This window comes from Aestuariivirga sp., assembly GCF_965227715.1.
GTDB lineage: Bacteria > Pseudomonadota > Alphaproteobacteria > Rhizobiales > Aestuariivirgaceae > Aestuariivirga.
On record NZ_OZ245771.1, the window covers coordinates 1,369,972 to 1,382,097 of the forward strand.

The following is a 12,126-nucleotide window of genomic DNA, read 5'->3' on the forward strand; positions in this document are numbered from 1 at the left end:
CTTGGTTTCCGGCTAGGTGCTTGGGCCATGGCCACCACCCACCCGATTGCTGCCCGTTCTGCCCAGAGTGCGGCCTATGCCGTGCTTCTCGCGGTGTCGGCCGGGCATATGATCAATGACACGCTGCAGGCGCTGCTCTTGTCCATCTATCCGCTGCTGCGGGAGATCCACCATCTGAGCTTTGCGCAGGTGGGCTTCATCACGCTGGCGTTTCAGGCCACGGCCTCCGTGCTGCAGCCCGTGATTGGCTTCTACACGGACAAGCGGCCCATTCCCTTCTCGCTGCCCTTCGCACCGGCACTTACACTGGTGGGCCTGGTGATCCTGGGCCTTGCGGGCAGCTACGCCATGGTTTTGCTGGGCGCCACGCTGATCGGCATTGGCTCCTCGGTGTTCCACCCGGAGGCCTCGCGCATCGCCAGGCTGTCCTCCGGCGGGCGCTTCGGTTTCGCGCAGTCCCTGTTCCAGCTGGGCGGCAATTTCGGAACCTCGATCGGCCCTCTCCTCGCGGCTTTCATCGTCATTCCCCATGGGCAGACGAGTGTTGCCTGGTTCGCGGCCATGGCCCTCATCTCCGTGGCGGTGCTGAGCTATGCAGCGAAATGGTATGCGCATCATCTCTCGCCCCAGGGCGGTGCCAGGCGGGCAGCGCCCCCGGCGAAGCCGCTGCCGCGCCGCATGGTCGTCACCTCCCTCACCGTGCTGCTTTGCCTGATGTTCTCGAAATTCGTTTATACCTCGAGCCTGAGCAGCTTTTACACCTTCTACCTCATGGGCACCTTCGGCCTTTCGGCCAAGGAGGCGCAGGTCGATCTCTTCGTCTATCTCGCAGCCTTCGCGGCGGGCACGCTGTTGGGTGGCCCCATCGGCGACAGGATCGGGCGCAAGGCCGTGATCTGGTTCTCGGTGCTGGGCGCACTGCCCTTCACGCTGGCCCTTCCCTATGCCAATCATTTCTGGGCGGTGGTGCTCTCCGTTCCCATCGGCTTCATCCTGGCCTCGGCCTTCTCCGCCATGCTGGTCTATGCGCAGGAGCTGATGCCTGGGCGCGTGGGGATGATCTCAGGGCTGTTCTTCGGTGTGGCCTTCGGCATTGCTGCGGCGGGTGCCGCCCTCCTCGGCATGGTGGCGGATGCAACTTCGATCGGCTTTGTGTTCCACATCTGCTCCTTCCTGCCGGTCATCGGGCTGCTTGCCATGTTCCTGCCGAGCCGGCGGCAATTGGCGGACGCGCAAAGCGCAGGTTGACCTTTTCGTCGTAGATGGCCAGATATAGCGGATGAGCTTGCAGCACCCCAGCCTGATCGACCCATTCGGCCGCCACGTCAGCTATCTCCGGGTGTCGGTGACGGACCGCTGCGATTTCCGCTGTGTCTATTGCATGGCTGAGGACATGACCTTCCTGCCGAAGCGGGACCTGCTCTCGCTTGAGGAACTGGACCGCGTCTGCTCCGCCTTCATCGACAAGGGCGTGAAGAAGCTCCGCCTGACCGGGGGTGAACCCCTTGTCCGCAAGGGCATCATGACGCTGGTTGAGAGCTTAAGCCGCCACCTGAAAAGCGGTGCCTTGGAGGAGCTGACGCTCACCACCAATGGCTCGCAGCTCGCCCGCTTTGCCGGGGAGCTGGCGGCACATGGTGTGCGCCGGATCAATGTCTCCGCCGATACGCTGGATGATGCCAAGTTCCGCCAGATCACCCGCTGGGGCGACCTTTCCAAGGTGAAGGAAGGCCTTCGCGCTGCCAAGGCTGCGGGCCTCGAGGTCAAGATCAATGCAGTGGCCCTCAAGGGCGTGAACGATCAAGAGATCCCCGAGATGATCCGCTGGGCGCATGGGGAGGGTATGGACCTGACCCTGATCGAAACCATGCCGCTGGGCGACATCGACGGTGACCGGACGGACCAGTATCTGCCGCTCTCGGTCGTGCGCGCGGGCCTTCTCGACCAGTTCACGCTGGAGGACATTCCCTACAAGACTGGCGGCCCTGCGCGCTATGTGCGGGTGAAGGAAACCGGTGGCCGGCTTGGCTTCATCACCCCCCTCACCCATAATTTCTGCGAGAGCTGCAACCGCGTCCGCCTCACCTGCACCGGAACGCTGTACATGTGCCTGGGGCAAGAAGATGCCGCCGACCTGCGCGCGCCGCTCCGCGCGTCCGAGGGGAATGACCTCCTCAATGCCGCGATTGACGAAGCCATCAGCCGCAAGCCCAAGGGGCATGACTTCATCATCGACCGCCGCCACAACAAGCCGGCCGTGGCCCGGCATATGAGTGTGACGGGAGGGTAACCGTCCTCTCCCGCTTAAGAGCCGCGCGCGGTATCGTGAGGCCACTGGAAGATTTTCACTCCATATGTTCCGTCACCCCAGCGAAAGCTGGGGTCCCGCTTTGTGTCAGCACCTGCTGCAAGCTGATCTTGGTTGAGCGCACACAGTTATTGCGGGAGAAGACAATTCCTCTCGCAGGCTGAATGCGCTAGGCAGGCCCATGTTTCGCCTGCCGCAAAATACAGCGCTTCGTGCCGGACTGCTCATGGTCTGCGCCATGGCATCCTTCGTGTGCAACGATACGATTGTGAAGATCGTGGGTGAGAGCTTGCCCGTGGGAGAACTCATTGCCCTTCGCGGCGTGATGGCGATGCTGCTGCTCGGCTTCATCTGTTTCTGGCAGGGCCTGCTGCCGGAACTCCCCAAAATCCGGCAGAGAAGCATTCTGCTGCGCTCGAGCTGTGACCTGTTCGCGACCATCGCCTTCGTCACCGCCCTCGTCCACATGCCAATCGCCAACCTCACCTCCGTCATGCAGGCCGTGCCGCTGGCGGTGGCCCTGCTCTCCATGATGTTCCTGGGCGAGGACGTGGGCTGGCGGCGGATGATTGCCATCGTCGGGGGCTTCATCGGCGTGTTGCTGATCGTCAAGCCCTCGGTCGCAAGCTTCAACTTCTATGAACTGCTGGCCCTGCTGATCGTGTTCTTCGTGGCGTTGAGGGATATTCTCACGAAGCGGATCCCGGCGCGCATTCCGGTGTTCGTGGTGGCCTTTGCCAACGCGTGCTTTGTAACATTCGGAGGTGCGGCCCTTGCGCTGGTGCAAGGTGTGCAATGGCCGGAACTGTGGCAGGTGGGCCTCCTGGCACTCGCCGCCTGCTTTCTCTCGGCGGGGTATCTCCTGATGGTCGCCACGCTGCGGGTGGGCGAGCTCACTGGCACCGCCCCGTTCCGCTACTCAGTGATGATCTTCGCCATCGTCTCCGGCATTCTGGTGTTTGGCGAATTCCCCGACGGGATTGCCATCGCCGGCATGGTGCTGATCGTCATCTGCGGGCTTTATGCCGCGCACCGCGAGGCGCTGCGGGCACGGGACCTCAAAGATAGCGCCGGAAGGCCAGCGCCGTAAGGCAGACGGCCCAGATGAGAATTCCCCGGCGCACCCAGTGGTGCGGGATGCGCATGGCCACCTTGGCCGTGAAGTAACCCGAGATCATGGCACCCGACATCATCACCAGCGAAGGCGCCCAGCGGATGACGCCCGCATTGGCGAAGATCGCGATCGAGATCACCGTCATCAGCGTGATCGTGACGTTGCGGATGGCATTCGCCTGGTGAATGGTCATGTGCGAGAAGATCGAATAGATCGCGAACATCACGATCCCCATGCCCAGACCGAAATATCCGCCGTAAACGAAGACGATGAATTCGAGGACGAAGGACAGCCACATCCAGCGGGTCCCGTCGAAGGCAAAGTCCCGCTCGAGCTTGTTCTTGATCCAGGGTCCGAGCGCGAAGGATGCGGTGGCGAAGGTCAGGAGCCAGGGGATCACCTTCTCGAAGGCCGCCTGGCCTGTGTGAATCAGGATCCAGGAACCCAGCACGCCGCCTGAAGCTGCCAGGAAAAGGCGGAGGCCCAGGTGCTTTCGCACCTTGGCCAGTTCACGGCGGTAGACGAATGTGCCCACCACATTGGCCGGGAGCACGGCCACGAAGTTTGAGGCATTGGCCTCGATTTCGGTCATTCCCGCCGCCAGCAGCAGAGGGAAGGTCATGAATCCCGCGCCCCCCGCCATCACATTGATGAAGCCCGCCAGCAAGCCGCCAGCGAAGAGCAAGGGAATTTCAGTGATCTCCACGGCGTAACTCGCGTAAGCTGTTAGGCTTATGCCTGCCTTCCCTACGGAACCGCAAGCAGGCTGACGACAAGGGAGACATGCAGAATGGCCGGATTGTTGAGCCTCGCCACGGCGGTGCCCGCGCATGAAATGCGCACAGCCGACGTGATCCGGGAGGCAACCGGCATTTTCGCTGGCCGCCACCAGGATTTCGAGCGGATGATGCCCGTCTTCGCCAATTCAGGGATCGACCGCCGCTTTTCGGTGATGCCCTATGACTGGTTCCACGAAGATCGCGGCTGGCCCGAGCGGACGGAGGCCTTCATCAGCGGCGCATCGGCGCTGTTTGCAAGGGTCTCCGCAGCAGCGCTGGCCGAGGCTGGCCTTGCCGCCTCAGAAATCGATTCAATCGTGATGGTGTCATCGACCGGAGTCGCCACACCCACGATTGAAGCGCGCGTGATGAGCGATCTCGGCTTCCGCCCGGATGTGCAGCGCGTGCCGGTGTTCGGCCTCGGCTGTGCGGGCGGCGTCTCGGGCCTGTCCCTTGCAGCACGGCTGGCGGATGCCTCGCCCGGTTCCAATGTGCTGCTGGTGGTGATCGAGCTCTGCACGCTTGCCTTCCGGCCGGATGAAATGTCCAAGTCCAACATCATCGCAACGGCGCTCTTCGGTGACGGTGCGGCAGCGGCCGTTCTGTCAACGCGCGGAGATGCGAAGGGCATCATCGAGCATGCGGGCGAACACACCTGGCCCGGCACGACGGACATCATGGGCTGGCGGATGGACAATGAGGGCTTCGGCGCCATCTTTTCACGCAGCATACCCGATCTCGCAACGGCGGACCTGCGCCCGGCCGCGGATGGATTTCTGGCCCGCCATGGCCTGACACTGGGGGACAATGACAGCTTCTGCTTTCATCCGGGTGGCGCCAAGGTCATACTGGCGCTGGAGGAGGCCTTCAACACGGGTCCAGGCCGGCTTGAAAGCGAACGTGCGGTGCTGCGGGATTATGGCAACATGTCCGCGCCGACGGTTCTGTTTGTCCTGGCGCATGAACTTGATCACCCCTCCACCGGCCGGCGTTTCATCTCTGCCCTCGGGCCGGGATTTTCCGCTAGCTTCATCACAATGCTGCACTGAGGCAAGCACATGTGGCTCAACATCACGATCCTGTCGCTCGTCACGCTGCAAAGGCTGGTCGAGCTTTATATCGCGCATCGCAACACCAAGAAGCTGATCGCGCGCGGCGGCTTCGAGCTGGGCTCGAACCATTATCCCTTCATCGTGGCTCTGCACACCGTGTGGCTTCTGGGGCTGTGGTATCTCGTGATCTACAAGGCACCCACGGTCTCCATGCCGTGGATCTTCGCCTATCTCGTGCTGGAGGCGGCGCGCGGATGGATCATCGCGGCGCTCGGCAGCCGCTGGACCACGCGGATCATCGTGGTACCGGGGGAAACCCTCGTCGGCGAAGGGCCTTATAAATATTTCCGTCATCCGAACTACATGGTCGTGGCCGGCGAAATCTTCATTCTGCCGGTGGCTTTCGGCATGTGGTGGTATGCGGTGATCTTCGGCCTGCTCAATCTCGCCGTTCTGTGGTGGCGGATCCGCGCGGAAGACGAGGCGCTGAAACCGCTGCGGGAGCCGCCCGAGGGTGAGGAGCCGCCCGCGGCCTAGAGCGTTACACGGTCAATTGAGATCAGCTCCCAACTCGCACCGTCTTGCCAGCACAGGCTGGCATTTCGTTTTGCTTGTGCAAACCCAATTCATAGATTCAAATCGTGCCGCCCGTCGGAACGGGCGGCACGCGGTGGCTGTCATTCGCGCAAGCGGCGAAGATTACTTCTGCCAGGACTTGATCAGGTCATCGTAATTGACGGTGATCGGCTTTTCCTTTTCGTTGGCAATCGGCAGCTGTGGCGCGAGGTGGCCTGCCTTGACGGCTTCGGCGTTCCAGTAAGCCAAGTCATGCTCTTCGGCGAGAACCGGGCCCTTGTCGCCCTGAACGCCAGACTTCTCGATGCGGGCCAGGACCTTCTCCTGCTCGGCACAGAGTGCATCCATCGCCTCCTGCGGAGTCTTGGCGCCCGAAGAGGCGTCACCGATGTTCTGCCACCAGAGCTGTGCCAGCTTCGGATAATCAGGAACGTTGGTGCCGGTGGGCGACCATTGCAGGCGGGCCGGCGAGCGATAGAACTCGATCAGGCCACCGAGCTTCGGCGCACGGTCGGTGAAGTGCTGGTTGTCCAGCGTCGACTGACGGATGAAGGTGAGGCCCACATCGCTCTTCTTGGAGTCCACAGTCTTCGACACCACGAACTGCGCGTAGAGCCAGGCGGCCTTGGCGCGATCATCGGGCGTGGACTTGAGGATCGTCCAGGAGCCAGCGTCCTGGTAGCCGAGCTTCATGCCGTCCTTCCAATAGACGCCATGCGGCGACGGTGCCATCCGCCACTTGGGCGTGCCGTCGGCATTCACCACCGGCAGGCCGTCTTTCACGGTGTCAGCCGTGAACACGGTGTACCAGAAGATCTGCTGAGCGACCGAGCCCTGCGCGGGCAGCGGCCCCGCCTCGCCGAAGGTCATGCCCTGGGCTTCCGGCGGCGCGTATTTCTTCAGCCACTCGAGGTATTTGGTGATGGAGTAAACGGCGGCCGGTCCGTTCGTGTCACCGCCACGGGCCACGCAGGAGCCCACTGGCTGAGACTTGTCGTTGACGCGGATACCCCACTCATCGACCGGCAGGCCGTTCGGGATGCCCTTGTCGCCATTGCCGGCCATCGAGAGCCAGGCATCGGTGAAGCGCCAGCCGAGGGACGGGTCCTTCTTGCCATAGTCCATATGGCCATAGACCTTCTTGCCGTCGATCTCGCGGCCGGTGAAGAACTCGGCAATGTCTTCATAGGCGGACCAGTTCACTGGTACGCCGAGGTCGTAGCCATACTTCGCCTTGAAATCGGCCTTGTTCTTCTCGTCATTGAACCAGTCGTAGCGGAACCAGTAGAGGTTGGCGAACTGCTGGTCAGGCAGCTGGTAGAGCTTACCGTCGGGTGCTGTGGTGAAAGACTTGCCGATGAAGTCATCCACATCCAGCATCGGGTTGGTGACGTCTTTGCCTTCATTGGCCATCCAGTCCGTCAGGCTGCGGGCCTGCTGATAGCGCCAATGGGTGCCGATGAGGTCCGAGTCATTGACATAGGCGTCATAGATGTTCTCGCCAGACTGCATTTGGGTTTGCAGCTTTTCGACCACGTCACCTTCGCCGATCAGGTCATGGGTGACCTTGATGCCGGTGATCTGCTCGAAGGCCTTGGCGAGGACCTTCGATTCATATTCATGGGTCGGGATGGTTTCCGAGACCACCTTGATTTCCATGCCGGAGAATGGCTTTGCGGCATCCACGAACCATTGCATTTCCTTTTCCTGGTCCGCGCGGGACAGCGAGGACAGGCCGTTGATTTCCGTATCAAGGAAGGATTTGGCTTCGTCCATTCCGGCATAGGCCGGGCCACAGAGCGCCATGGCGAGCAAGGCGGTCGACACGAATAGTTGCTTTCGCATTGTTTCCTCCACATTATTGCGATTGCACCAACAGAGAGTGGCTGGTTGCAAGTGGCCACCCGTTAGCCGCTGCCTAGACGTACCTGAACACGAGAACTGCGTAGATCAGGGACAAGACAACGGCCCACCACAGATTGAGGCTTGTGAACCCCAACCAAGCGATATTGATAAAAGCGCTTCCAAGCAGCGAGATGAACAGCCTGTCGCCGCGCGTCGTTTCAAAGCCAAGAATGCCGACGTGCGGCGCGCCTCCCGGCGAGACATATTCCCACACCCCCATGCCGATGAGGAGGATGAGAATGGTCACGAAGAAAAGGGCCGTCGGCAGTGTCCAGGCCATCCATGCAAAGTTCATCACTGCCCTCCTCAAACGCGGCCGAGGGCAAAGCCCTTGGCGATGTAGTTGCGCACGAACCAGATCACCAGCACGCCCGGAATCAGCGTGAGTGAACCCGCAGCCGCCAGAACACCCCAGTCCATGCCGGACGCAGAGACGGTGCGCGTCATGATGGCGGCGATGGGTTTTGCCGCTGTCGTCGTGAGCGTGCGGGCAATCAGCAATTCCACCCAGGAGAACATGAAGCAGAAGAACGCGGCGACACCGATCCCCGACGCAATCATCGGAATGAAAATCTTCAGGAAGAAGCGGGGAAAACTGTAGCCGTCAATATAGGCCGTTTCGTCGATTTCCTTGGGCACGCCCGACATGAAGCCTTCGAGGATCCAGATGGCCAGGGGCAAGTTGAACAGGCAATGCGCGAGGGCCACCGCAATATGCGTGTCGATCAGGCCGAAGGCCGAATAGAGCTGGAAGAATGGAAGGGCAAACACCGCCGCCGGCGCCATGCGGTTGGTGAGCAGCCAGAAGAACAGATGCTTGTCACCAAGGAAGCGGTAGCGCGAGAAGGCATAGGCCGCGGGCAGTGCCACCACCACGGATATCACCATGTTCATGACCACGTAGATCATGGAGTTGATGTAGCCCGTGTACCAGGATGGGTCCGTGAAGATCACCTTGTAATTGCGCAAGGTGGGCTCGCGCGGGATCAGCGAGAAGCTGTTGGTGATTTCGACGTTGTTCTTGAAGCTCGTCACTACCAGCCAGTAGACCGGCACCATGAGGAAGACGATATAGAGCGCGCAGACAAGCCAGGAGAGATTGCTTCTGCCGTGGCTCACGCGCCCGACAGCCACTTGAGGCTGAACGGCGGGCTGGTGCCCTGCGACTGCTGCTGTTGCGTGTTCCAGGGTCATTGCACCGGCGCCTCAACTGGTGGCATCGCTGCTCGTCATGACCGTGTAGAAGATCCATGACAGGAGCAGGATGATCAGGAAGTAAATGATGGACATGGCGGCAGCGGGCCCCAGATCGAACTGGCCGATCGCCATCTTCACAAGGTCAATCGACAGGAAGGTGGTGGAAGTGCCAGGGCCACCGCCCGTCACCACGAATGGCTCGGTATAGATCATGAAGGAGTCCATGAAGCGCAGCAGAACGGCAATCAGCAGCACGCGCTTCATTTTTGGCAGCTGGATGTAGCGGAACACCGACCAGCGCGAGGCGCCGTCAATGCGCGCGGCCTGGTAATAGGCATCGGGGATGGACACCAGCCCCGCATAGGCCAGCAGAACCACGAGGCTGGTCCAGTGCCATACATCCATCACCACAACGGTGATCCAGGCGTGAAGCGGGTCACCCGCCGCATTGAACTGAATCCCGATCTGCGCAAGCGCGTAGCCAAACAGGCCGATGTCCGAACGGGTGATCAGCTGCCAGATGGTGCCGACCACATTCCACGGAATGAGCAGCGGCATGGCCATGGTCACCAGGCAGAAGGGCACGGCGATGCCCCGCCGCGGCATGTTGAGCGCAATGAAGACGCCCAAGGGAATCTCGATCAGCAGGATGATGACGGAAAAACTAAGATTGCGGATGAGCGCGCCCCAGAAGCGGTCCGACTCCAGGATCTCCGTGAACCACTCGGTGCCCGCCCAGAAGAATTCATTGTTGCCGAAAGTGTCCTGAACCGAATAGTTCACCACCGTCATGAGCGGGATGACCGCGGAGAAGGCCACGATCAGCAGCGCGGGCATGACCATGAACCAGGCTTTGTTGTTCCAGGTCTTCTCCATGGGATCAGCCCTCCCGCCCGACACGCCAGGAATTGGCGTAGATGTTGATACCCTGCGGCTGGAACACGACGTGAGGATCCGCCGGAATTTCGGCATCCTCCTTCACCACGATCGACACAGTCTGGCCGGCGAAATCGGCGCGGACGATCTTCAGCCGGCCGATGTCCTCCACCTTTTGAATGCGGAGCGGCATGCCGGTGCGGGAAATCTCCATGAACTCCGGCCTGATGCCAAGCTCGGCCTTCTGACCGGCGGGAATGCGGGGCGCAAAGCCAAGCTCGATGGGCATGCCGCCAACATGGGCTTTGCTGCCCTCGACTGATACCGGAAACACATTCATGCCCGGAGAGCCGATGAAGTAACCAACGAAGGTGTGCTTGGGGGTTTCGAACAATTCAGCGGGCGTGCCGATCTGCACGATCTCGCCTTCATACATCACCACCACCTTGTCCGCGAAGGTTAGCGCCTCTGTCTGATCATGGGTCACATAGACCATGGTCACTTTCGAGTGCCGGTGAAGCGTCTTCAGCTGGGAGCGCAGGACCCATTTCATGTGCGGGTCGATAACGGTCAGCGGCTCGTCGAACAAAATGGCGTTCACATCGGAGCGCACCAGGCCGCGCCCTAGCGAAATCTTCTGCTTGAGATCCGCCGTCAGTCCGCTGGCCCGCTTCTGCGCGCGGTCGCTGAGATCGAGAACGCCAAGAATTTCACGCACCCGCCTATCAACCTGGTCTTCCGGAACGCGCCTGTTGCGCAAGGGGAATGCCAGATTGTCATAAACCGTCATCGTGTCATAGACGACGGGGAACTGGAACACCTGGGCGATGTTGCGCTCTTCCGTCGAAAGTTCCGTCACGTCCTGGCTGTTGAACAGGATGCGCCCTTCGGAGGGCCGCACCAGGCCAGAGATGATGTTGAGAAGCGTTGTCTTGCCGCAGCCTGAGGGGCCGAGAAGCGCATAGGCGCCGCCATCGGCCCATTCGTGGTTCACTTCCCGCAGCGCATAATCCTTGGGCGCGCTGGGTCGAACCCCGTAAGCATGGCGGATGTGTTCAAGTGTGATCCTTGCCATCGCCTGCCCTCACCCGCCGTGCTGCGTTGCGCTGGCTGGATCCGCCGCCAGCGTCCGGCCGTCTTCACCGAAGGCCATGAGGTGGCGAACATCGACAAAGACATCGATGTCGAGTGCCGGATCCAAATCGCAGACACCATGCGCAATCATCACCCAGCGCGACCGGTCATGGGTGATGTGGATGAAGCTTTCCGAGCCGGCGATTTCGGAAATCCTGGTCTTGACCGGCAAGCGGGGTGCGCCTTCGAAGGGAGCGGCGAGCGACAGGTGATGGGGCTGGAAGGCAAGCGTCACAGGGCCATCCTTGATGCGGGCAAGATGAGCCGGTACGGGCAGCATGCTTGCAGCACCCTCACCCCCAAGCGAGAACCGGTCACCCTGCTTGTGCGCCGTGATGGTGTTGAGCGGCGGGTCGGCGAAGGTCTTTGCCGTCGTCAGGTCACGCGGGTGGCGATAGACTGAAATGGTCTTGCCGAACTGGCTCACCCGGCCTTCATGCAGCGTGGCGGTATTGCCCCCCAGCAGCAGCGCCTCCGAAGGCTCCGTGGTTGCGTAAACAAATATGGAGCCTGAGGCCACGAAGATCTTCGGCAGCTCCTCGCGCATTTCTTCGCGCAGCTTGTAATCGAGATTGGCGAGCGGCTCATCGAGCAGAACCAGGCTGGCCTTCTTCACGATGGCCCGGGCCAATGCGGTGCGTTGCTGCTGGCCGCCCGACAAGCTCAAGGGCAGACGCTGGAGATAGGGCGTAAGCCGCATCAGCTCCGCCATCTGCTTCACCTGGGCATCAATGGCCTCAGCGCTTTCACCGGCAATTCTGAGGGGGGAAGCAATATTTTCATAAACCGTCATCGACGGATAATTGATGAACTGCTGGTAGACCATGGCGACGTTGCGCTTCTGGACCGGAACAGAGGCCACGCTCTTGCCGTCAAAGCGCACTTCGCCCGAGGTCGGTTGTTCAAGCCCCGCCATCAGCCGCAGAAGGGTGGTCTTTCCGGAAAGCGTCGGGCCCAGCAGCACGTTCAGGCTGCCCCTCTCCAGCACCAGGCTGGTCGGATGGATGTGGGTTTGACCCCCCACTGACTTGGTGACGTTGACTAGCTCGAGCACGGCGGCAGCCCCGATGCTGCAACCTCAGCCGCGGACCACTTTCCCACCGCGTTACAGTTGCCAGAACTGCGAGGTTCCATCAGACTGATCCTCCCACGGAATGAATGTTTTTTCTATTTATTGTGGAAGAT

12 protein-coding genes are annotated in these 12,126 nt (G+C 61.1%); 5 read left to right on the plus strand and 7 right to left on the minus strand.

The genetic code is table 11. From position 1 onward, the window contains the following. Positions 1-27 precede the first annotated feature (27 nt). From ACO06F_RS06595 to ACO06F_RS06605, 3 genes are all read left to right on the plus strand, one after another. Positions 28-1,248 (plus strand): MFS transporter, encoded by a 1,221-nt coding sequence (locus tag ACO06F_RS06595; RefSeq protein ID WP_421695892.1) that lies wholly within the window; start codon positions 28-30, stop codon positions 1,246-1,248. A 31-nt stretch (positions 1,249-1,279) separates the two neighbouring features. After that, positions 1,280-2,290 (plus strand): GTP 3',8-cyclase MoaA, encoded by a 1,011-nt coding sequence (gene moaA, locus ACO06F_RS06600; RefSeq protein WP_421695893.1) that lies wholly within the window; start codon positions 1,280-1,282, stop codon positions 2,288-2,290. 199 nt (positions 2,291-2,489) lie between these two features. Then, entirely contained in the window at positions 2,490-3,398 is a 909-nt protein-coding gene (locus ACO06F_RS06605) for a DMT family transporter (protein ID WP_421695894.1), read from the plus strand. On the opposite strand, the gene ACO06F_RS06610 is transcribed toward ACO06F_RS06605, so the two are convergent. Further along, positions 3,367-4,128, minus strand: coding sequence for a sulfite exporter TauE/SafE family protein (locus ACO06F_RS06610; RefSeq protein WP_421695895.1), 762 nt, complete (start codon positions 4,126-4,128; stop codon positions 3,367-3,369). The two genes, ACO06F_RS06605 and ACO06F_RS06610, sit on opposite strands and share 32 nt — an antisense overlap. Before the next feature lie 84 nt (positions 4,129-4,212). On the opposite strand from ACO06F_RS06610, the gene ACO06F_RS06615 reads away from it, so the two are divergent. Both ACO06F_RS06615 and ACO06F_RS06620 read left to right on the plus strand, forming a co-directional pair. Further along, positions 4,213-5,250, plus strand: a complete 1,038-nt coding sequence (locus ACO06F_RS06615; protein ID WP_421695896.1) for a type III polyketide synthase — start codon at positions 4,213-4,215, stop codon at positions 5,248-5,250. A gap of 9 nt (positions 5,251-5,259) precedes the next feature. Continuing rightward, positions 5,260-5,790, plus strand: coding sequence for an isoprenylcysteine carboxyl methyltransferase family protein (locus ACO06F_RS06620; RefSeq protein ID WP_421695897.1), 531 nt, complete (start codon positions 5,260-5,262; stop codon positions 5,788-5,790). Between the two features lie 162 nt (positions 5,791-5,952). On the opposite strand, the gene ACO06F_RS06625 is transcribed toward ACO06F_RS06620, so the two are convergent. The 6 genes from ACO06F_RS06625 to ACO06F_RS06650 all read right to left on the minus strand — a co-directional run bounded on the left by ACO06F_RS06625 (position 5,953) and on the right by ACO06F_RS06650 (position 11,995). Beyond that, complete coding sequence (locus ACO06F_RS06625) at positions 5,953-7,674, minus strand: ABC transporter substrate-binding protein (RefSeq protein WP_421695898.1); 1,722 nt, start codon at positions 7,672-7,674, stop codon at positions 5,953-5,955. Between the two features lie 73 nt (positions 7,675-7,747). After that, on the minus strand, positions 7,748-8,029 hold the full coding sequence (locus ACO06F_RS06630) for a DUF2160 domain-containing protein (RefSeq protein ID WP_421695899.1): 282 nt from the start codon (positions 8,027-8,029) through the stop codon (positions 7,748-7,750). Positions 8,030-8,040: 11 nt separating this feature from the next. Further along, on the minus strand, positions 8,041-8,928 hold the full coding sequence (locus ACO06F_RS06635) for a carbohydrate ABC transporter permease (protein WP_421695900.1): 888 nt from the start codon (positions 8,926-8,928) through the stop codon (positions 8,041-8,043). 12 nt (positions 8,929-8,940) lie between these two features. Continuing rightward, a complete protein-coding gene (locus tag ACO06F_RS06640; protein ID WP_421695901.1) occupies positions 8,941-9,807 on the minus strand; it encodes a carbohydrate ABC transporter permease in 867 nt (288 codons plus the stop codon). Positions 9,808-9,811: 4 nt separating this feature from the next. After that, entirely contained in the window at positions 9,812-10,882 is a 1,071-nt protein-coding gene (locus ACO06F_RS06645) for an ABC transporter ATP-binding protein (protein ID WP_421695902.1), read from the minus strand. 9 nt (positions 10,883-10,891) lie between these two features. Continuing rightward, positions 10,892-11,995, minus strand: coding sequence for an ABC transporter ATP-binding protein (locus tag ACO06F_RS06650; RefSeq protein WP_421695903.1), 1,104 nt, complete (start codon positions 11,993-11,995; stop codon positions 10,892-10,894). Between the last annotated feature and the right edge of the window lie 131 nt (positions 11,996-12,126).